Annotated in this window: 19 protein-coding genes and 1 pseudogene; 16 read left to right on the top strand and 4 right to left on the bottom strand. The window is 42.1% G+C overall.

Annotated features, from left to right (window positions below; all coding sequences use genetic code 11):
- Nucleotides 1-106: 106 nt before the first annotated feature.
- Together ACIQYG_RS11415 and ACIQYG_RS11410 are read left to right on the top strand one after the other, a co-directional pair.
- Nucleotides 107-1009, top strand: a complete 903-nt coding sequence (locus ACIQYG_RS11415; RefSeq protein WP_402838065.1) for a LysR family transcriptional regulator — start codon at nucleotides 107-109, stop codon at nucleotides 1007-1009.
- A gap of 115 nt (nucleotides 1010-1124) precedes the next feature.
- Nucleotides 1125-1826 carry an alpha/beta fold hydrolase gene (locus ACIQYG_RS11410; protein ID WP_402838063.1) on the top strand — a complete coding sequence of 234 codons (702 nt, stop codon included), beginning with the start codon at nucleotides 1125-1127 and terminating at the stop codon, nucleotides 1824-1826.
- 29 nt (nucleotides 1827-1855) lie between these two features.
- Here the strand turns inward: ACIQYG_RS11410 and ACIQYG_RS11405 are convergent, their stop codons facing one another.
- A complete protein-coding gene (locus ACIQYG_RS11405; RefSeq protein WP_402838061.1) occupies nucleotides 1856-2470 on the bottom strand; it encodes a TetR/AcrR family transcriptional regulator in 615 nt (204 codons plus the stop codon).
- 189 nt (nucleotides 2471-2659) lie between these two features.
- Between ACIQYG_RS11405 and ACIQYG_RS11400 the strand changes: the two are divergent.
- A pseudogene (locus ACIQYG_RS11400) lies at nucleotides 2660-3418 on the top strand (SDR family oxidoreductase).
- A gap of 356 nt (nucleotides 3419-3774) precedes the next feature.
- Here the strand turns inward: ACIQYG_RS11400 and ACIQYG_RS11395 are convergent.
- The 3 genes from ACIQYG_RS11395 to ACIQYG_RS11385 form a co-directional block, all read right to left on the bottom strand.
- The gene (locus ACIQYG_RS11395; protein WP_063232459.1) at nucleotides 3775-4476 is read right to left on the bottom strand and encodes a FadR/GntR family transcriptional regulator; all 702 of its coding nucleotides are present in this window, start codon (nucleotides 4474-4476) and stop codon (nucleotides 3775-3777) included.
- Nucleotides 4477-4637: 161 nt separating this feature from the next.
- A complete protein-coding gene (gene gudD / locus ACIQYG_RS11390) occupies nucleotides 4638-5996 on the bottom strand; it encodes a glucarate dehydratase (RefSeq protein ID WP_402838058.1) in 1359 nt (452 codons plus the stop codon).
- Nucleotides 5997-6027: 31 nt separating this feature from the next.
- Nucleotides 6028-7389, bottom strand: a complete 1362-nt coding sequence (locus ACIQYG_RS11385) for an MFS transporter (protein ID WP_402838056.1) — start codon at nucleotides 7387-7389, stop codon at nucleotides 6028-6030.
- A gap of 310 nt (nucleotides 7390-7699) precedes the next feature.
- On the opposite strand from ACIQYG_RS11385, the gene kdgD reads away from it, so the two are divergent.
- From kdgD to ACIQYG_RS11320, 13 genes are all read left to right on the top strand, one after another.
- Nucleotides 7700-8632, top strand: a complete 933-nt coding sequence (kdgD, locus tag ACIQYG_RS11380) for a 5-dehydro-4-deoxyglucarate dehydratase (RefSeq protein ID WP_402838055.1) — start codon at nucleotides 7700-7702, stop codon at nucleotides 8630-8632.
- Between the two features lie 18 nt (nucleotides 8633-8650).
- Nucleotides 8651-10114: an alpha-ketoglutaric semialdehyde dehydrogenase GucD gene (gucD, locus tag ACIQYG_RS11375; RefSeq protein WP_402838053.1), complete on the top strand. Its 1464-nt coding sequence runs from the start codon at nucleotides 8651-8653 to the stop codon at nucleotides 10112-10114.
- 102 nt (nucleotides 10115-10216) lie between these two features.
- On the top strand, nucleotides 10217-11746 hold the full coding sequence (gene garD, locus ACIQYG_RS11370) for a galactarate dehydratase (RefSeq protein WP_402838050.1): 1530 nt from the start codon (nucleotides 10217-10219) through the stop codon (nucleotides 11744-11746).
- 176 nt (nucleotides 11747-11922) lie between these two features.
- Complete coding sequence (locus ACIQYG_RS11365; RefSeq protein ID WP_402838048.1) at nucleotides 11923-12375, top strand: GNAT family N-acetyltransferase; 453 nt, start codon at nucleotides 11923-11925, stop codon at nucleotides 12373-12375.
- Nucleotides 12376-12497: 122 nt separating this feature from the next.
- Nucleotides 12498-12818, top strand: coding sequence for a hypothetical protein (locus tag ACIQYG_RS11360; protein WP_402838047.1), 321 nt, complete (start codon nucleotides 12498-12500; stop codon nucleotides 12816-12818).
- Nucleotides 12819-12927: 109 nt separating this feature from the next.
- Entirely contained in the window at nucleotides 12928-13377 is a 450-nt protein-coding gene (locus tag ACIQYG_RS11355; protein WP_402838045.1) for an ASCH domain-containing protein, read from the top strand.
- A 103-nt stretch (nucleotides 13378-13480) separates the two neighbouring features.
- The gene (locus tag ACIQYG_RS11350) at nucleotides 13481-14179 is read left to right on the top strand and encodes a polysaccharide deacetylase family protein (protein ID WP_402838044.1); all 699 of its coding nucleotides are present in this window, start codon (nucleotides 13481-13483) and stop codon (nucleotides 14177-14179) included.
- Between the two features lie 664 nt (nucleotides 14180-14843).
- A complete protein-coding gene (locus tag ACIQYG_RS11345; protein ID WP_402838042.1) occupies nucleotides 14844-17879 on the top strand; it encodes an efflux RND transporter permease subunit in 3036 nt (1011 codons plus the stop codon).
- Nucleotides 17880-18132: 253 nt separating this feature from the next.
- Complete coding sequence (locus tag ACIQYG_RS11340) at nucleotides 18133-18783, top strand: DsbA family oxidoreductase (protein ID WP_402838040.1); 651 nt, start codon at nucleotides 18133-18135, stop codon at nucleotides 18781-18783.
- A gap of 55 nt (nucleotides 18784-18838) precedes the next feature.
- Complete coding sequence (locus ACIQYG_RS11335; RefSeq protein ID WP_402838038.1) at nucleotides 18839-19441, top strand: nitroreductase family protein; 603 nt, start codon at nucleotides 18839-18841, stop codon at nucleotides 19439-19441.
- Nucleotides 19442-19695: 254 nt separating this feature from the next.
- A complete protein-coding gene (locus tag ACIQYG_RS11330) occupies nucleotides 19696-20307 on the top strand; it encodes a flavodoxin domain-containing protein (RefSeq protein ID WP_402838037.1) in 612 nt (203 codons plus the stop codon).
- Nucleotides 20228-20395: a Fur-regulated basic protein FbpA gene (locus ACIQYG_RS11325; RefSeq protein ID WP_081088695.1), complete on the top strand. Its 168-nt coding sequence runs from the start codon at nucleotides 20228-20230 to the stop codon at nucleotides 20393-20395. The genes ACIQYG_RS11330 and ACIQYG_RS11325 overlap by 80 nt, the downstream gene beginning before the upstream one ends.
- On the top strand, nucleotides 20388-20558 hold the full coding sequence (locus tag ACIQYG_RS11320; RefSeq protein WP_402838035.1) for an FbpB family small basic protein: 171 nt from the start codon (nucleotides 20388-20390) through the stop codon (nucleotides 20556-20558). Before ACIQYG_RS11325 ends, ACIQYG_RS11320 begins: the two co-directional genes overlap by 8 nt.
- Nucleotides 20559-20638: the final 80 nt, after the last annotated feature.

Here is a 20638-nt window from a genome sequence, read left to right as displayed (position 1 = left end):
TTTCTAGTTAAGAGATTATTTCATCATAATGGCTTTTTTATATACTGTATAATACATAATTGATTATGTAATAATAGATTTAAATCTATGTGAAAAGAGTGGGAAAATGGAAATCTTACAGCTGCAGTACTTTCAAACCGTAGCACGTCTGGAACATATGACCCGGGCTGCGGAACATCTTCAGATTGCTCAGCCATCCCTCAGTAAAACCATATCTCGGCTTGAAGAGGATTTGGGAGTCGCATTGTTCGATAGGGAACACCGCAAAATCAGGCTCAATGCAGCCGGACGAATATTCTTGAACCGGGTCGAACGCGCTTTTGCGGAACTGAATGAAGGGAGGCGCGAAATAGTGGAATTAACAGACCAAGACCAAAAGAACATCACCTTGGCCGTTTCCATTCCCAGGGTTCTGCCTGATTTATTAAGTGCATTTTTATCTCAATACCCGGATGTCCGTTTTCAACAGTTCCTAAAATCCATATCATCCATGAAACAGCTTCTAATTGAAGGCGAAATTGATTATTGCATATCATCCGTTCCGATCGAAGGACCAGACTTAAAGTGGGAACCGCTGATCACCGAAGAAATATACTTGATCGTGCCCCCCAATCACCGGCTTGCAGGCAGGGGAAGCATTACACTCCAAGAAGTGAAAGATGAACCATTCATCAGCATGAACACTGGCTTCGGGTTCCGCAGCCTAACCGACCAATTTTGCCTCGAAGCGGGATTCGTCCAGCACATCGCATTCGAAGGAGATGAACCAGCTGTCATCTCGGATCTTGTCAGGAAAGGATTGGGGGTCGCATTCGTATCCGAATTGACATGGCTCCATCAAACCGGATCATTATCCCATAAAATCCGGATAACCGAACCTGCATGTAAAAGGACAATAGGGCTCGGCTGGTCAGAAAAACGCTACTTCACCCCAGTAGCCAAGCAATTTCGGTTATTTGTCATGGACTACTTCGCTGCGGCCAACTCCGCTAGGCCAAAGGATGAATAAATGGATGAAGGCATAAAAGTATAATTTATCTATAGTGTACATAGTATTTTAGGAGGTTTTTCTAAAAATTAGATCGGGTTCAAAATGACGAATCCATCCAGGGAGATGAATGGAGATGGAAATACGGGTTAATCAAATTGAGTTGAATGGACTCACGTTTCAATATCGGGAGAGCGGGGATGTTTCTGCACCACCGCTTGTTGTTCTTCACGCGCTGGGAAAAAATTCGGAATCCTGGGAACAAGCGGCCGTCGCATTAGGAGAAAATTATCGTGTTTTAGCTTTAGATCAACGGGGCCACGGTGGAAGTGCGAGAACTAATACATATACTTTTGAATTGATGTGTGATGATTTGCTTCATTTTGCGGATGCGCTTGATTTGGAAAGGTTTTTGCTAATGGGGCATTCCATGGGGGGAACAGTTTCCTATCTTTTCTCACAAACTTTTCCTTCGAGGATAGCAAGGTTGATTGTCGAAGACACGCCACCTCCTTTCTCGGATAAACCAATGGAGGTTCCTTCCAGACCTTCTGTCCCACTGCCGTTTGATTGGCAGGTGGTGCCTTCGATTCTACAACAGCTTAATGAACCCGATCCCGAATGGTGGGCGCGCCTTACCGATATTATGATGCCGACACTTGTTATAGGCGGCGGGGCCAGCCATATTCCCCAAAACAAATTGCAAGAAGTTTCCGAGCTTATCCCGAATTGCGAATTGGTGACGATAGAGGATGCCGGACACTTTGTCCATGAAGATAATTTACCAGCTTTCTTGTCTGTGGTAAAAAGATTTCTTTCCAAAGGACAGGAGCTTTAATGCGATAGGAGGGTTGCCGATGCGCCCTCTTATTTTTGCTTTAAATGGTTTATTTTAAAGACGGCATTTACCGATTTATTATTAAGGATTTCCAGCAACTGCTCAGCCATATAGTCAGCGCTATATTTAAAGCCAGTGTTGACCCATTCGATGATCATGCCTAATATCGCATATGCTTGGTAACTGGAGGCAAGTTCTTTATTGACCTTAGGGTTCGGTTGGTAATCTTCCAGGTCCTCCAATGGAAGTTTCTTTAACTCATTACAAATCCGTTCCAGTAATGTAGGCCATGCATTCGACTTTAAGATGAGGGTATAAATGTTTGCATGGTTAGCTACATGTTCAAATATTTTAATGACTGAAGCCGTTAGTTCATTGATGGTGAAAGTTTCGACATTCTTATAAGGTTCCCGGTACGATATGATCAAATCGGCAATCACATCCTCCATGACCTCTTCAAGCAGTTCCTCTTTGTACTGATAGTGTTTATAAAATGTACCCCGATTAAGGTCGGCGAGTTCTACAATGTCAGTAATCGATATCTCCCTGAAATCCTTACTTTGCATTAATGATATAAGGGATTCTTTCAAAGCCATTTTGGATTTCCTGATCCTTCTATCAATCCCAGTATTATTATCAGTCATTTTCTTCATCCTTTGTTCGTTATTGTAATTTTAATGAACATAATACCGTTTTCTGTTCATTGTTCAACATCGAGTACATCATTTGCTGATTGTGTAAGCCTACTGAAACTAATTATACTATAAAGGAAGGTAGTTAATGAACATCTGTACAATAAGTATCACTTCACTAGAATGAATGGGGGAGTTCAAATGAAATTACAAGACAAAGTTGCAGTAGTGACAGGCGCAGCATCAGGCATGGGGAAACAAATTGCTATAGATTATGCTAGAGAAGGAGCTAAAGTCGTCGTATCGGATTTAAATCTTGATGGTGCGAACGAGACGGTGGAAGAAATAAAAGCGAATGGCGGAATGGCATTTGCCATTAAAACGAACGTGGCGGTGGAGGAAGATATTCAGCATTTGATCGATACTACGGTCAATACGTATGGTACGGTGGATATTTTGGTGAATAACGCGGGTATCATGGACGGCATGGAACCTGCCGGTGACATTGAAGATTCTAAATGGGATCGGATTTTTGCCATTAACACGACAAGCGTCATGCGTTCGACTAGAAAAGTTTTGCCAATCTTTTTAGAAAAACAAAAAGGGATCATCATCAATATTGCTTCTGCTGGCGGTTTGTACGGTGCTTGAGCTGGAGCGGCATACACTGCCTCTAAACATGCAGTGGTTGGGTTCACGAAAAACACGGGCTTCATGTATGCCAATAAAGGGATTCGCTGCAATGCAATAGCACCAGGCGGAGTTGAAACCAATATCGGTACCAGCATGACGAGTATCAATGAGTTTGGCATCTCTCGCCAACAATTGGGCATGGCCATCAATCCACGCAATGGCAAACCTGAAGAAATCGCTAAAGTGGCATTATTCCTTGCTTCAGACGATTCCAGTTTTGTTAATGGTACTGTCATCACTGCAGATGCTGGGTGGAGTGCATATTAAGCCGTAAATTAAAAAGAGGATGGTCAAGAACTTGGTGACTGATACATGCATTCCTGCCAGCAAGCAGGGATGCATTTTTGTGTGTGTGGATTAATTGGAGGGGAGGGAGGTTAGCCATCAATTTACATGAAGAAGGTTTTGGATTCATCGGGTGATTTCAATCGAAAGTGGATAAGTGGGGGCTGGATAGTTCAACTACTATCCAGTTTTTCACAAAAAGAATTATGCTATCAATTGGATTTAAAAGATAAGTTGAACTCTGAAATCTTGGAAGCAAAATAGGTTTCCTGAAAAAATCCACTTTCCCTATGATTGGATAAACCAATAACTTGCTGCGATACCTCTCAAGCGATTTATTAATTTGCGTGAGAATATTGAAGGACTTTCTGACGGACGTAATCAAGGTGCTTGTACATTTGGCTGAATGCTTCATGTGGATCATGTGCTGCAAGTGCCGCATAGATTGCTTTATGATACTTCACAGTCAGTTCCCGCTCTCTGAATTGAATCAGGCTGTTTATTTTATTATGAGTGATCAATAAGGAATCGATCATGCCTTCAATAATGGGATTGTTCGCACTTAAAGCAATGATCTTGTGGAATTCTTTATCGGCCTCTCCATAATCGTTGTCTTCACTATTGGCAATCGTGTCAATCGTAACTTGCAGCTTCTCCAGTTGTTCGTCTGTGATCTTCTCGGCAGCCATTGTTACTAATCCCAACTCCAATGCCATTCGCGCTTCGATGATCGCTGGTAAATTATCAGTGGCCAGCGCCAGCATGACAGAGAATGGATGTGTACCGATTTTATCGTTAAAAAATGTTCCTTCACGCGTTTTCCGTGTAATGACCCCTAGTGTATCAAGCGCACTGAGCGCCTCGCGTAAAACAGGCCGGCTTACTTCAAGTTCTTTCATAAGTTCCATTTCAGGAGGCAGTTTGTCGCCCGCTTTCATTTGTCCGCTGACGAGCAGATGGACAATTTGATCCACGACCTGTTGTGAAAGAGTGTTGCGATGTACCGATTGTACGCCTAATTTCTTTGACGATTCTTCCATTGTGTAACCCCTTTTCTGTTAAATCCGATATGTATTCATACTGTAAGACTAATTATATAATATAATACACTTATTTGCATGTGAGGAAGAGAAGGTCAATGTCCAAAAAAAGTAAAATGCGCCGCTCTAAAGAGAGAGACGCACGCATTGTTGGAAAAAAATCATCTGACAAGGCAAGGTGATTTTGGATTGAACTTCCATCCGGAAACCAAGTATTGCATAGCCATTGAATCATCACGGGCACCAAGTCCTTTTTGTTTATAAAGCTGATGTGCCTTCTCGATTTGTTCCATATCCACTTCAATTCCAAGTCCGGGTTTGGAAGGGACATCGACCATTCCGCCGACAATTTTAAATGGTTCTTTCGTCAAACGCTGCCCATCCTGCCAAATCCAGTGGGTATCGATCGCAGTGATTTTACCTGGTGCGGCTGCAGCAACGTGTGTAAACATGGCAAGTGAAATATCAAAGTGATTATTCGAGTGTGATCCCCAAGTCAAGCCCCAGTCGTTACACATTTGAGCTACACGGACGGAGCCTTGCATCGTCCAAAAATGCGGATCGGCAAGAGGAATATCAACGGATTGAAGTTGAATGGAGTGCCCCATTTGCCTCCAGTCCGTTGCAATCATATTCGTAGCGGTTGGAAGACCCGTTGCACGCCTGAATTCCGTCATGATTTCCCGGGCGGAAAAACCATTTTCCGCTCCGCATGGATCTTCCGCATAAGCCAAAACATGATGTTGATCGCGGCAAAGTTTAATCGCATCCTCAAGCAGCCAGCCGCCATTTGGGTCAAGGGTGATCCTTGCATCAGGGAAGCGTTCCGCAAGTGCCGTCACCGCTTCGATTTCTTCTTCCCCGCGCAAGACCCCGCCTTTCAATTTAAAATCATTGAATCCATAGCGGGAGTGGGCGGCTTCTGCCAAGCGGACGATCGATTCGGGTGTCAGCGCTTCCTCATGACGGAGGCGAATCCAGTCATCTTCCGCTTCCGGTTCGCTTAAATAACCAAGATCTGTTTTATTGCGGTCACCTACATAAAATAAGTAGCCCAGCATTTCCACTTTATCACGCTGCTGTCCTTCGCCGAGAAGGGCGGCGACTGGAACACCTAAATATTGGCCAACTAAATCAAGAAGTGCCGCTTCCAATGCTGTTACGGCATGAATGGCAATACGAAGATCGAACGTCTGAAGGCCGCGCCCCCCAGCATCCCGGTCCGCAAACTGCTTACGGACGGTATTTAGAATATTATTGTATGCCCCAATGGACTGGCCGACTACCAATTGTTTGGCATCTTCGAGTGTCTGGCGGATTTTTTCGCCTCCAGGAACTTCACCTACACCAGTATTCCCCGCATTGTCTTTTAGAATGACGATGTTCCGGGTGAAATAAGGAGCATGGGCACCACTCAAGTTCAGAAGCATGCCGTCATGGCCCGCAACTGGAATGACGCTCATTTCTGAAATTACCGGTGTGCCGATTTTTACATTATCCTTCAGCAATTGATTGTTCATGATTATTCCCCCTACCATAATATTTAGTTTACTATGACTTTAACTCTACACGTTTAATTTCACCAACTAGGAATAAATAACTTAAAATCGCGACAAGAGCATTAGCACATACGAAGACTAGCGCCCCATTAAACGACCCTGTCGTGGCAATGATATATCCGATGATAATCGGTGTTGTAATGCCGGCAATGTTACCGAATGTGTTGAAAAGCCCGCCGCTGACACCGGACATTTCCTTTGGTGAGGTATCGGCCACTACCGCCCAGCCGAGTGCCCCAAATCCTTTACCGAAAAACGCGAGGGCCATAACGAAAATGACAACCCATTCCGTATCTACATAGTTTGCTGCCACCAAGCTCATCGAGAGAATCATCCCAACAACAATTGGCACTTTTCGGGCGACAGTCAATGAGAATCCCTTCCGTAACAAGAAATCCGAGAATGTCCCTCCGAGAATGCCGCCAAAAAATCCGCAAATGGCGGGAAGGGAAGCGACGAATCCAACTTCAAGAATGGTCATGCCCCTTTCTTGCACAAGGTACACAGGAAACCATGTAAGGAAAAAGTACGTTAATGTCGTAATGCAATATTGTCCGAGATAAACACCTAACAGCATGCGGTTTGATAAAAGCTGCTTGATATGATTCCAGTTGACGCCTTTCTTTTCCTCCTTATTTGTACTGGTTTGATCCATATTGACCAAAGCGCCGCCCGCTTCGATATATTCAAGCTCAGCTTTGTTGATGCGAGGATGTTCCTTTGGGCCATAAATCGTTTTCAGCCAGATGAAAGCAACGATGATTCCTAAAGCACCCATAAAGAAGAAGACGTATTCCCAACCAAATTTATACGTAATGTAACCCATGATCGGTGCAAAGAGAACGGTTGCAAAATACTGGGCGGAATTGAAAGTGGCAGCAGCGGTTCCGCGTTCATGGCTTGGGAACCAGGTAGCAACGATGCGGCTGTTGGCCGGGAAGGAAGGGGCTTCTGCCAATCCAACTAAAAAACGCAGTCCGAACAATACCATGACAGCTGTTCCGGCAGAACCGAAAAAACCGAGAAATCCTTGTAAAAGCGTAAAGGTAGACCATAACGTGATACTCCAAAAGTAAACTTTTTTCGAACCAAAACGGTCTAAAAGCCACCCGCCTGGAATTTGTCCAGCTACATATGACCAAGCGAAAGCGGAGAAAACATAACCCATCATGACTGAATCGAGACCAAGCTGACCAGACATGTCCGTACCCGCAATTGATAGCGTCGCACGATCCGCATAATTCAGTGCTGTAACCAAAAAGAGCATAAAGACAATGAACCATCGTGTGCGTGTTTTTTTCTGGGCACTTGGCAGTTTAGGAGATGGTTGAAAAACTTTTTCTTCAGCGTTCATATACTCACTTCCTTAATCGTATTTAATTATTTGATACCGCTTACAATGTTAACCGTTTCCTCCTTCGTGAAAATTCTTAATATTTAGTTTTGTCCAATGGTAAGACAAATAAAATTGTTTGTCAATGGCTTTTTTCTTAAATCGTTTTTCATTTTAGTTCCTTCATTATCGTGTTTTTTTGTATATATTAGAAGCGAAATTATTGAGGGATGAAGTGTTGCCTCATTTTTCAGAAAATAAAAAAAATACGATTGACCAGAGGGTTCATTTGTCTTACAATAAAACAATAATACACAAGGGGGAATAAAAAATGAATAAGATTCGCAAGGCACCTAAAGGGATTCTCGGATTTCCCGTGGCACCATTCACAACGAGTAATAAGCTTGATGAACAAGCACTCGCCCAAAATATCCAATTTTTATTAGATGAGGGACTAGAAGCTATTTTCGTGGCATGTGCAGCAGCGGAATATCCATCGTTAAGTAAAGAGGAATATGAAGCGATGGTTGAGGTAGCCGTATCCGTCACCGCTGGAAAAGTACCGGTATACACAGGTGTTGGCGGGAATATTCAAACGTCCCTCGAACTTGCCAGAATATCTGCGGATAAAGGGGCAGATGGTTATTTAATATTACCTCCATATCTCGTTACCGGAGAACAGGCAGGTCTGGCGGCTTATTTCAAAGCCATCGCAGAGAGTACAGACTTAAATTCCATCGTATATCAGCGTGATAATGTGGCATTTTCACTTTCAACTTTGGAAGCGCTTGCTGAGGTCCCGCAGGTGGTCGGCGTCAAGGACGGTCTGGGCAATATGGAGTTGAATGGACTCCTTACGCAAACCTTCGGAAAACGTTTCGGCTGGCTGAACGGAATGCCGCTTGCGGAAGTTACCATGTCGGCCTACGTTCCACTTGGCTTTGATTCATATTCATCGGCTATATCCAATTACATCCCGCATATTTCTCGAAAATTCTATAATGGCATTTTGAGTGGTGATCAAGAAACGGTCAATGAAATTTACCAACAGGTCATCATGCCAATCAACAATATTCGCCGTCAGCGAAAAGGATATGCCGTTTCTCTCATTAAAGCAGGTATGGAGATTATGGGAATGCCGGTTGGCCAAACAGTCAGATTACCAATTCTTCCAGTGGAAAAAGAACATTATACAGAAATGCAAACGATATTAGAGAATGCTGTAAATCGTTTTCCAAAAGAAACACCAATTCAATCAATTTAATAAGGGCGGGGATTATAAATGATAACTACAGTTCAAACAAAAACGTATCTTAACTATATTAACGGTGAATGGGTTGCTTCCATTTCAAATGAAGTTGAAAAAAGTTCAAACCCGGCAGATAAACAGGCAATTGTCGGATATGTACAGAAATCTACAAAGGAAGACCTGAACCTGGCTGTGGAAGCGGCAAAAAAGGCGAAAGAAAAATGGCGTAAACTAGCTGGTTCAGAGCGCGGGGAGTATCTGTATAAAGCAGCGCATATTCTTGAAAAGCGGATTGATGAGATCGCAGAATGTGCAACACGGGAAATGGGAAAGACATTTGCTGAAACAAAAGGGGAAACGGCACGCGGCATTGCGATCCTGAAATACTATGCAGGAGAAGGAATGCGTAAGGTGGGGGATGTCATTCCATCCACCGACAGTTCAGCACTTATGTTCACGACGCGCGTCCCGCTTGGTGTAGTGGGTGTCATAACACCTTGGAATTTCCCAATCGCCATCCCAATCTGGAAGATGGCTCCTGCTCTCGTATATGGGAATACGATTGTGGTGAAGCCAGCCACCGAGACGGCCATCACCTGTGCCAAAATCATGGAGTGTTTTGAAGAAGCCGGTTTACCGGCAGGTGTTATCAATATGGTCACAGGGCCGGGCAGTGTCATAGGGCAGGGCATCGCCGATCACGAAGATGTAAACGGAATTACCTTTACCGGCTCAAACGGCGTTGGAAAAAGGATTGGACAAGCGGCGTTAGCACGCGGAGCGAAATACCAGCTTGAAATGGGCGGGAAAAACCCGGTAATCGTTGCAGCGGATGCGGATCTTAACCTGGCTGTTGAAGCAGTCATTACAGGTGCGTTCCGCTCAACTGGGCAAAAATGTACCGCGACAAGCCGTGTCATTGTTGCAGCTGAAGTTTATGAGGAGTTCAAGCAGCTGCTGGTAAAAGAAACGAAAGGCATTTCCATCGGGGATGGATTGGACAGCGGGACATGGATGGGACCTTGTGCGAGTGAAAGTCAATTGAATACGGTTCTTTCCTATATAGAAAAAGGAGTGGAAGAAGGCGCTACACTTCTAATTGGCGGGAAGCGTGCTGAAGAAGGTCCTCAGGCAAATGGCTTTTATGTAGAACCTACGATTTTTGATAATTGCACGTCAGATATGACGATTGTACAGGAAGAAATTTTTGGTCCGGTGATTGCCTTATTGAAAGCTGATTCAGTTGAAGAAGCCCTGCAACTTGCGAACAGCGTGGAATATGGCCTAAGTGCTTCGATTTTTACAGCCAATATCAAACATCTGCTTTCATTTGTTAATGATATGGAAGCGGGATTGATCAGGGTCAACGCTGAGAGCGCAGGCGTTGAATTGCAAGCGCCATTTGGCGGCATGAAAAACTCCAGCTCCCACTCCAGGGAACAAGGAGAAGCAGCAAAAGAGTTTTTTACATCCATTAAAACGGTGTTTGTAAAATAAGGGAAAAAAGTGTTCGAAACAGTATTTTAGCTGAAAATTACCGGCACGTGTATGTTTAGTGATATCTGTTTGCTTTATTAGAACGAAGGAGTGGTAAAGTGGATGAAAACGCAACTGACTGAGGTACCGCTTTATATTAAGGTGAATGGGATGGACAATGTCGCCATCGTGGTTAATTCGGGGGGCTTGGATCAAGGAACCGTTTTCCCATGTGGGCTTGAATTGAAAGAAAGGGTGCCACAAGGCCACAAAGTGGCTTTAATGGATATAGTCGAGAATGAAGCCATCATACGCTATGGGGAAGTTATCGGTTATGCGGCTGAATCAATCAGTAAGGGCTGTTGGATTGACGAATCACTGGTGACACTTCCGTCTTCTCCGGATTTAAAGGAATTGCCGGTAGCAAATGAAATACCCAAAACTTTACCGCCACTTGAAGGATATACATTTCAAGGGTTCCGCAATGAAGATGGCAGTGTTGGAACCAAGAATATATTAGGCATTACAACAAGCGTTCAATGTGTAGTGGGCGTGCTTGATTTCGTCGTGAACCGGATAAAAAAAGAGCTTCTCCCGAAGTATCCCAATGTTGATGATGTTGTCGCCATCAATCACAATTATGGGTGTGGAGTAGCAATCAATGCACCGGAAGCGGTCATTCCCATCCGCACGATACAGAACCTAGCGAAACACCCGAATTTCGGCGGGGAAGCCTTGGTAGTTGGATTGGGGTGTGAAAAACTGTCTCCAATGAGAATAAATCCAAACGGGGACGATTCAGATATCATTTCACTTCAGGATCAGCAGGGATTTACGGGAATGGTCCAATCCATTATGGAAATGGCCGAGGAACGTTTAATCAAGTTGAACCGCCGGCAGCGGGAGACATTTCCGGTTTCCGAATTAATCATCGGTACCCAGTGCGGGGGAAGTGATGCATTCTCTGGTGTCACAGCTAACCCTGCAGTAGGATATGCCACGGATCTGTTAGTTAGGGCAGGGGCAACCGTTCTATTTTCTGAAGTCACAGAAGTACGGGATGCGATTCATCTATTAACGCCTCGTGCAGTGAATGAAGAAGTGGGGAGAGCTTTAATAAAGGAAATGGATTGGTATGATAACTACCTTGCTTTAGGCGATGCCGATCGAAGTGCCAATCCTTCGCCAGGAAACAAAAAGGGCGGATTGGCCAATGTAGTGGAAAAATCATTAGGCTCCATTGCCAAATCCGGAAGCAGCCCCATTTCAGGCGTATTGGCTCCAGGTGAAAAAGCTGCGGAAAAAGGGCTGATTTTTGCAGCTACACCAGCTAGTGACTTTGTTTGCGGAACGCTTCAGCTAGCTTCCGGTATGCACCTTCAAGTTTTTACAACTGGAAGAGGCACACCTTATAATCTGGCAATGGCTTCCGTCATCAAAGTATCTACACGAAATACATTGACCGAACAATGGAAAGATCTGATTGATATAAATGCTGGAACTATCGCTACTGGTGAAGCGACCATAGAGGATGTTGGATGGGAAATCTTTCACCTTATTTTGGAAGTGGCCAGCGGTAAAAAGAAAACCTGGTCAGAACATTGGGGCCTGCATAATGATTTGGCGCTGTTTAATCCTGCGCCAATTACCTAATAATGATTTTACTTGACGGACTTCCTTTTAAAGGGGGTCCATTTTTTGTTGGTCATTTTTACAGTTGTGATTATTTTTCCTCCAGAAAAGAGGAGCACCGGACTATTGGCAGAAGTTATTAATGAACGATAGATTTTCATCAGGGTGATACGGAAGTACAAATGAGGAGGGATAACATGATCACATTCAGGAATGCGACAGCAAAAGACTTAAGTGAAATCGTACAGATGCTTGCGGATGATGTATTGGGGAGGGAGAGGGAACGATATGAAAATCCGCTTCCTGAAAGCTATCTAAAAGCATTTGAATCCATTGATGCAGATGAGAATAATGAATTGATCGTTGCCTGTCTTGGTGAGGAAATCGTTGGGGTGCAGCAAATCACGTTCACGCCTTATATTGCCCATCAAGGCGGCTGGAGAGCTACGATCGAAGGGGTTCGGACGGCATCCTCAGAACGGGGGAAAGGCATTGGAAGCAAGCTGATTCAATATGCGATTGACCGTGCAAAGGAGCGGGGCTGCCATATCATTCAGCTGACGACCGATAAAAGGCGGGAAGAAACGCTGCGGTTTTATGAGCGTTTAGGGTTCAAAGCCACTCATGAAGGCATGAAAATGAAGCTTTAATAGACGGTCTTTTGTCCCCTTTTTTTGTGCACAACAATTCGTCTGGCATTATATGTTAAAATTATTCGTGAGATATTAATAGATGTATATAAGATTTATAAGCTGATGAAGGGGTGAGCTCGATGGAAAACGAAGCTTGTATTCAGAAGAGGTACGGTGTAATTAGTTTTACTTCATTCATCATTGGAATCATTTGCTTTTTTACTGTTTTTATTACACCTATCAGAATGGCAAATATCGGGAGCATGACTGGTGATTATATCACATTTTTCCTTACTGTTGCCGGCATCGCCCTATCTGTCATAGGAATTTTGAAGAAAACGGAGAAAAAAGTGATTTCTATCATTTCTTTGGTTTTTTCCTCATCATTCTTTATATTTTGGGTTATCATCATCACTTTGGTGTTAACTGGTGAAATAGAATTGCCGCGTAGATTAAATTAACAGTTGGTGGCTTTTCTAAAGAGTATAGCTTGAAGATAGGTTGGAGTTGAACCAATTGAACCTTTCGTGATGCTCAGTGGAGCTGAAGAATAGAATGGAGAATCATAGAATGAATGTCAAAGCGGAATTATATTGGAATGAATTTTGGCAGGGGAAAGAAGAAGAAAAACCCCAGGCAGTCAGTGCATGGCAATTCGGGGCCGATCCGGATCTTTTGGCTCAGTTAGTGATGGATGGGATAAAAACGGCTACATGCTCTGGGTATGTTTTTTATGAAGAAGAAAATGAACCATTACCATCCGTTGGTGATTACAGCATTATTTTAAGCAGTGAGGATTTGCCTTTGGCCATCATACAAACAGTGAAAGTCGAAGTATTGCCCATGAATGAAGTGAGTGTAGAGTTTGCGATTGCAGAAGGGGAAGGCGATCGAACATATACATACTGGTGGGACGCACATGAAAAATTTTTTAAAGAAGAACTGGACAAAATCGGCCACACCTTTAAAAAAGATATGCTGCTGGTTTGTGAACGTTTTGAATTGATACATGTAAAGTGAGTGTGGACGGTTAGTTTTGGAAGAGAGCAATAAGTGTTTTTTTTCAGTGATTTGCTATAATAGGTCATTGGATTAAAAAACTTATAGAAAGATAGGTATTTGCATGAAAAAGAAACTGATATTCATTGGATTGGGAATCCTGGTTATTTTCCTGCTGTTGCTTGGCACGTATAAATTAATGAATTCAAGAACCTATCAGGTATTCGGAGGATTAACGGATAAAGTCGAGACGAAAGAAAAAGTGGTCGCTTTGACTTTTGATGATGGCCCATCGAAGAATGTAAATCAAATCCTGCCGTTGTTGGATAAATACGATGTGAAAGCTACATTCTTCCTGATCGGTAACGAAATCGAAAAGTACCCGGAGGAAGCGGGGAAAATAGCGGAAGCGGGACATCAGATTGGGAATCATACGTATTCCCACAAGCGGATGGTGTTTAAATCGCCCTCTTATATCAAGGCGGAAATCGAGAATACGGATAAATTAATTCAGAACGCCGGATATAAGGGTGAAATTGATGTCAGGCCCCCAAACGGGAAAAAAATCATAGGTTTGCCTTATTATTTAAATAAAAATGATAGAGAGACCATTACCTGGAATCTGGAACCAGATAGCTATTACACTACCGCTTCTGACAAAGTGAAGTATGTGAAGGAAAATATAAAACGAGGTTCGATCATCCTGATGCATCCAATGTATGATGATACGGGTAAAGAACTTCAAGCGATTGAAGGGATATTAAAAGAGTTAACGAACGAAGGGTATACGTTCGTAACGGTTAATGAACTTCAGGAAATGTAGTTTCTTTTTTCGTCCAATCGATTTACAAAGAATCGGGTTGCTGCTGCAGCCCTTTTTTTATTTGTATACAGAATAGTACAAAACGTGTGGTGCATATTGTTTCTTAACGGAATGTTGATGTTAGCATGCATTCGTAGGATGCATTCCTTAGTGTAAATAAGGCTACTAAAATGGGGCTGGTTACTTGTACCGGAATAAAAATACCGCTCTGATCATGGTTTTGTGTTTCCTGTTATTCCTATTTCTTGTCGTGCTCATTTTTCGCCACATCACGGTATACTTCGTGTATAGCTCGGGCATCGGCCCGTTATTGTTTATCGGGGTAATGGTTTCGGCTATCGTTATGCTTTTTTTCAAAGGATATAAATAATCGAGTATCTTCATTTTTGGACGTTAATTTCCACTCCAGGCACTCGCTTTTCCCGCAGGAGTCTCGAACACCCGCTCCAATCAACTTTGTTTTAACAGTAAGATAGAACTTCTTTTGACTAAAAACTGGATGCTGCTGCGGCAGCCTTTTTTTTTGTGGAAAAAGTTCTCCGCATCGAGAGACATAAAAGAATATAAAAATCAATAAAAAATTAACACTCCAACATTAGTAATATATGGTAAGATTTGAAATGGAATTATTTTCTTCTAAATTTTATTCAGGGGTGATTAGTGCGTGGAGTTTTTTACTAAGTGGTCATTTAAAAACAAGGCTGCCGTTTCATTGGTAACCATATTTATTTTGTTGATAGGAGTTGTCAGTTATTTTAAGCTGCCGATGGAATTTTTGCCATCTGCCGATAATCCACAAGTTACGATTATCACAATGGGGCAGGGCACCGATTCCAAAACGATGGAAGCACAAGTTACAGAACCGATTGAAAGCGCCGTTACGGGAGTTAAAGGAAAGAGTTCTATGTCCTCCACCACCGGAGATGGATTTTCAAAAGTAGATCTATTCTTTGAGGCCGGATCGGATATGAAACAAGCGAAACTGGACGTTCAAGAGGCTTTAGGCAGTGTAGCATTGCCACAAAGCATGTCAAAGCCTACTGTTACACAGTTAAATACATCAATGATTCCCATTTCATTTGTATCTGTTACTTTTAAGGATGGAATAACAGCTGAAAATATAGACTTTACCAAGAAAGAATTGGAGCCTCTCTATAAAGAGATTAAAGGGGTTTCGGATGTACAGACATTTGGGGTTTCCCAATCCGTTCTTTCAGTCAAAGTGGATAATGAAGAGTTGGCTAAAAAGAAAGTCTCCATTCAAGATGTCATGAGCGTCCTTAACGGTCAGAATACAGCTCTGGCCGTAGGTGAAAAAGTGATTGATGGGAAGGCAAGTAACATCAAGGTTATCGGGGATTTAACAAGTATTGAAAAATTAAAAGCGTTAAAGGTCACTCCAAATGTCACACTTGGAGAAATAGCAAAAGTTGAAGAAGCGAATGATGGTAACCTCATCAGTCGTTTTAATGGTAAGGAAAGCATTGATTTAAGCATTATCAAGGACAGTCAATCAAATGCTGTCACAATCAGTAAAGAGGTTGAAAAAGTAGCAAAAGAAATTAATGAAAAGTATAGTGACCAGAAATCGGTCATTTATTTATCTACAGCTGATATGGTGGAGACTTCCGTTCAGACGATGGTAAAAGAAGTTCTGCTGGGTGCGCTATTCGCTACGATTGTAATCATGGTGTTTTTACGGAATGTACGATCTACATTCATTACAATCGTATCCATACCGCTATCTCTTGGCTTTACGTTATTTTTACTGTCATTGTCGGGAGTGACGCTGAATATTTTGACGCTGGGCGGTGTCGCTGTAGCGATCGGGCGCTTGGTGGACGATAGTATTGTTGTTATTGAGAATATTTTCCGGAAAATGCAGCAGGAGAAGATTTCAGTCGAATTGGTGATGGATGCAACGAAAGAGGTGGGAGTGGCAATAACAGCTTCAACCCTTACTACTGTAGCTGTTTTCTTGCCGGTTGCTTTATTGAATGGAGGACTTCAAGAGTTTCTTCTGCCTTTCGCTTTGACTGTCACTTATTCATTGCTGGCTTCTTTAATTGTGGCATTGACGGTTGTTCCGTTAATGAGCGCAGGGTTGCTGAAAAGGACGGAGCTGCCAAAACATCGACCTGCCAAGCGTTTTACCAAACTAGTTACTTGGTCACTGAATCATAAATCGGTTGTCCTGATTGTTGCGATGCTGTTGTTTGTCGGTTCCGTTGGTACATATTTTGCCATGCCAAAAGGGGCGATTGATAATTCTTCAGCAGACTATGTCTCCGTGACATTAACTTATCCAAATGATCAGCCCTATGAAAGAGTAAAGGAAAAAGCGATTGAACTAGAAGAAACGATGCAGGGTATGAGTGAAGTGGATAATATTTTCATGCAATTAGGAAACTCTGCCGAGATGGCACAATATGGAGAAGTCGCATCACCTACAGAAGCGATTTTCGGCATTCTGGTGAAGGATAAGGCAAATGTGGATACAATCCTGGAAAAAGTGGAAAAGGAACAAGAAAACTATCCTGATGCGAAGCTTACGGCCCAAGCCTCTTCATTTATGATGGGGGCATCAAAGACGAACATTACGATAGATGTGATCGGCAGTAATGTTGAAGATTTGGAACTGACGGCCAATAAGGTCAAAGAAAGTATTCAGGATATTAAAGGAATCGAAGAGGTTACAACGAACCAAGATGAAAAGAAAACCATTTATTCATTCACTGTAGATCCGGCTAAAGGCAATACAGAACAAATCGGTCAACAATTAGGTATCATGCTCAATAAAACTCCTATCGGCAATATAACTTTACAGGATAAGCAGACACCTGTCGTCCTTGAACCAATCTTAGATCCTAAAAAACCGGAGGATTTAAAAAGCATTCCGATCATGACAGAGGGCGGTCTAGCTCCTGTGTCCAAGGTTGCTTCTTTAAAGAGTGAAGAGAGTGCAACGACGCAGTTCCATAAAGATGGAGAAACATATCTTCAATTAACGGCAACGGTCGATCCGACTAAACTTTCCGATATTGCAAGCAAAATAAATCTTGAGATATTTGGAGATAAGGAGAACAACGGCCTTGATATTCCGAATGATGTTGAAGTTTTAGTCGGGGGAGCCAGTGCTCAGCAGACAGATGATTTTACCGATTTGTTCCTTACGATGTTAATATCGATCGGCATTGTCTTTTTGATCATGGTTATCACATTTAAATCGATCAAAGCACCGATCGCCATTCTATTTTCCTTGCCATTTGCTGCTATTGGAGCGGTATTAGGATTGGTTATCAGTAGAATTCCAGTGGATATTACAGCACTGCTGGGTGCTCTCATGTTAATTGGAATTGTTGTGACAAACGCGATTGTGCTTCTGGATCGGGTCAAACAAAACGAAGAAAAAATGATCATCCGTGATGCAATCGTCGAAGCGACGGCTACAAGATTCCGTCCGATCATAATGACGGCTGTAGCAACGATTTGTGCCATGCTTCCGCTTTTATATAAAAAAGCGGAAACAGGGAGCTTGGTTTCACAAAGTTTAGCGATCGTTGTCATTGGCGGGCTAGCTGTTTCCACACTGCTCACACTTATCGTCATTCCATGTATATACGAATTGCTGTACTATAAAAAATCGAAAAAACAGAGAAGGAAAAAGAGAGAACCCGTAAGCGAACAAATAGAGATGTAAGGAAGCTTAATAAAAAAGTTTGTAGAGAAAGCGGTATTTTCTTTACAAACTTTTTTTCTTTAAAATAGTTCATGCTTTTTTAAAATAATGGTTGACATTATTCCAACCTGTAACTAAAATGATTACAGCAGGTAGTGAAACAATCGACTGTGTAGTAACTGAATGCAATGTTCTTATATTAATTTTTTTTGCTCTATATTGTAACTGATTTGGTTACAAGTTTAACTGAAAATGAAAAGTGAGGGAATATATTATGACAGTGAAAATTAAAGCGTATTCTGATTTTATTTGCCCATTTTGTTTTTTAGGTAAAGGACCTTTGGACGAAATCGTGAAAGAAAAGGATGTAGAAGTGGAATGGATGCCATTTGAATTGCGTCCGAGTCCATATGCCAAAATCGATCCATGGAAGGAACCCGATAAGTTGAATTCATGGGATTCTTACATTCTTCCTGCTGCGAAAAAGCTAGGGGTTGATATGCGTTTACCCCATGTCTCCCCGCATCCATATACACATTTGGCATTCGAAGGTTGCCATTTTGCAAAGGAGCACGGAAAAGGGAACGAATTCCACAACAGAGTATTTACAGCGTTTTTTCAAGAGGAACAAAATATTGAAGATATTGAAGTATTGACAAAACTAGCGGGTGAAGTTGAGCTTCCTGTAGATGCCTTTAGAGAAGCTTTAGTATCACGAAAGTATCGGGAAGTGCATCAACAAGCACTCAAACATGCTTATGAAGAAGCAGATATCAGGGCTGTCCCGACGTTTATTATTGGTGATGAAGTTATTCAAGGACTAGCCAGCAAAGAAAGGTTGGCACAAGTCATTGAGAAGGAAGAAGCGAAAAATAAACGGAATGAATTTGAGGGCTTGCAATGTGACGTTAAGGGGAATTGTTAAAAGCCTTTTGTGTTATTAAATAAAATTAAATGAATCATAATTTGGAGGAGTTAAAATGTCAGCAACTACAACAAATGTACAAGAAGCAATCATCAATCGCCGTTCCATCCGTAAGGTGAAAAAGAACGATAATATTACGAAAGAAAGAATGAATGAAGTGTTAAAAACCGCTTTACATGCACCAACTTCATTTAATATGCAAAGCGGACGAGTGGTGGTAGTGATGGATGACCAGCATGAAAAGTTCTGGGATATTGTAAAGGAAACACTTCGTACCCGCGTTCCAGAAGAGAGCTTTGCGGCAACTGTAGAACGATTACAAGGATTTCGTGATGGAGTGGGTACCATTCTATTCTTTGAAAATAATGAAACAATAGAACAAATGCAAGAAAAGGCACCCTCCTATAAAGAACAGTTTCCATATTGGTCCCATCAAGGAAGTGCTATGCTGCAGTATGCAATATGGGTGACTTTATCAGCGGAAGGCATAGGTGCATCTTTACAACATTATAATCCGATAATTGATGAAGAAGTGAAGAAGAATTGGGATCTTCCAGGGAAGTGGTCGTTGATAGCTCAAATGCCATTTGGTGAGCCGAATGAACAACAAGAAGAAAAAACGTTCCTGCCTTTCGAAGATATTGTAAAATTTTATTAATTCAAAGATTAAAGATTTAGGATAATAGATTAGCCAAGAGCGCGTTTACTCTTAATTAGTAAACGGGCTCTTTTTTTGGAAGAATGAATTTGAACGTTCCAACAGCATTACAGATACAGGGAAGGCGAAGATTATCCGTTCCTTATGTTCATCCTGCATATATTTAGCGAAGGTAAATAATTGACAATGAGAATCATTTTCATTTATAGTGGGATGTGTAATGAAATTAATTCTCAATTAGGAAGGTGATATGGGTGAAGGTATTCATTGGTTATGTCAGTTTATCCGGTAATACCGAGAAAATGGCTATAAACATTAAGAATAGAATGAAGGCTGTCGGCTGTGAAGTATATATGGAAAGATTGGATACTGTTGAAGTTGATGCTTTAAAGGATTTTGATTTGGCCTTTATTGGTTTATATACATGGAATCTTGAAGATTTACCGTATGAAGCAAACGAGTTTTATGAAGAAATTGATCAAGTGGACTTTGCTGGAGTGAAAGTTGCATTCTTTGGTGCCGGCGATCTGACCCATTCGAAACCCTGCGCCGCGATAGATATCCTTTCCGATAAAATGAAGCGATATGGATTTGATGTATATGATCGAGTATTGAAAGTACACCATGAAAGCAGTACATACGAACAATGGAGGAAATGCGCAGACTTTGCAGAGCATGCCCTTATATGGGGAAGCAATAGGAAGAAGTGGAGATTCTTCATGTGGGATCGGATGCTAGGCAGCCCCAAATACCAAAAGTCTGTATTTTTGTTAAGGAGGGTCCTTGATGATTACCCAATTAAGTGCAAAGGGAGAAGCAAAAAAAGAGGAACTTATACAAGAACTTCTGAAATTCGGGATTTTTAAAAAATATAATAAACAACTATACGAGCTTCCGATCGTAGTTTTACAGAAGGAATTCAATCACTTGAGAGGTGAATTAAAAAATGTCTAGGAGAAGGAAATCTTATACTGAACTGCTAAAGGAAAACCGTGAACTTCTGTTGCATGACAAAATTGAAGTGGAACGCATCTATACAAAAATCGATCAAAAAGCCATCAATGAAAAAAGGGCAGTAAGCAAGTACAATCATGATTGGTCAAAATTTGAACGTTGATTAAAACGTCGGGCACCCGCTTTCCGCGGACAGTTCCGCCCTCAGGGGTCTTTGCGTGTGGGATCTCCCAGCTGTAGGCT

This window comes from Peribacillus sp. NPDC096622 (assembly GCF_044762665.1).
Taxonomy (GTDB): domain Bacteria; phylum Bacillota; class Bacilli; order Bacillales; family DSM-1321; genus Peribacillus; species Peribacillus frigoritolerans_B.
This window is presented reverse-complemented; position numbering and strand designations above follow the sequence as displayed.

Excerpts from the sequence above, each read along its gene's own strand:
- ACIQYG_RS11410 (WP_402838063.1), top strand. The coding sequence starts at position 1,125 with ATGGAAATACGGGTTAATCAAATTGAGTTGAATGGACTCACGTTTCAA.
- gucD (WP_402838053.1), top strand. The coding sequence starts at position 8,651 with ATGATAACTACAGTTCAAACAAAAACGTATCTTAACTATATTAACGGT.
- ACIQYG_RS11405 (WP_402838061.1), bottom strand. The coding sequence starts at position 2,470 with ATGACTGATAATAATACTGGGATTGATAGAAGGATCAGGAAATCCAAA.
- ACIQYG_RS11335 (WP_402838038.1), top strand. The coding sequence starts at position 18,839 with ATGTCAGCAACTACAACAAATGTACAAGAAGCAATCATCAATCGCCGT.
- ACIQYG_RS11360 (WP_402838047.1), top strand. The coding sequence starts at position 12,498 with ATGGAAAACGAAGCTTGTATTCAGAAGAGGTACGGTGTAATTAGTTTT.
- kdgD (WP_402838055.1), top strand. The coding sequence starts at position 7,700 with ATGAATAAGATTCGCAAGGCACCTAAAGGGATTCTCGGATTTCCCGTG.
- ACIQYG_RS11350 (WP_402838044.1), top strand. The coding sequence starts at position 13,481 with ATGAAAAAGAAACTGATATTCATTGGATTGGGAATCCTGGTTATTTTC.
- ACIQYG_RS11385 (WP_402838056.1), bottom strand. The coding sequence starts at position 7,389 with ATGAACGCTGAAGAAAAAGTTTTTCAACCATCTCCTAAACTGCCAAGT.
- ACIQYG_RS11340 (WP_402838040.1), top strand. The coding sequence starts at position 18,133 with ATGACAGTGAAAATTAAAGCGTATTCTGATTTTATTTGCCCATTTTGT.
- ACIQYG_RS11325 (WP_081088695.1), top strand. The coding sequence starts at position 20,228 with ATGATTACCCAATTAAGTGCAAAGGGAGAAGCAAAAAAAGAGGAACTT.
- ACIQYG_RS11365 (WP_402838048.1), top strand. The coding sequence starts at position 11,923 with ATGATCACATTCAGGAATGCGACAGCAAAAGACTTAAGTGAAATCGTA.
- garD (WP_402838050.1), top strand. The coding sequence starts at position 10,217 with ATGAAAACGCAACTGACTGAGGTACCGCTTTATATTAAGGTGAATGGG.
- ACIQYG_RS11395 (WP_063232459.1), bottom strand. The coding sequence starts at position 4,476 with ATGGAAGAATCGTCAAAGAAATTAGGCGTACAATCGGTACATCGCAAC.
- ACIQYG_RS11355 (WP_402838045.1), top strand. The coding sequence starts at position 12,928 with ATGAATGTCAAAGCGGAATTATATTGGAATGAATTTTGGCAGGGGAAA.
- ACIQYG_RS11415 (WP_402838065.1), top strand. The coding sequence starts at position 107 with ATGGAAATCTTACAGCTGCAGTACTTTCAAACCGTAGCACGTCTGGAA.
- gudD (WP_402838058.1), bottom strand. The coding sequence starts at position 5,996 with ATGAACAATCAATTGCTGAAGGATAATGTAAAAATCGGCACACCGGTA.
- ACIQYG_RS11320 (WP_402838035.1), top strand. The coding sequence starts at position 20,388 with ATGTCTAGGAGAAGGAAATCTTATACTGAACTGCTAAAGGAAAACCGT.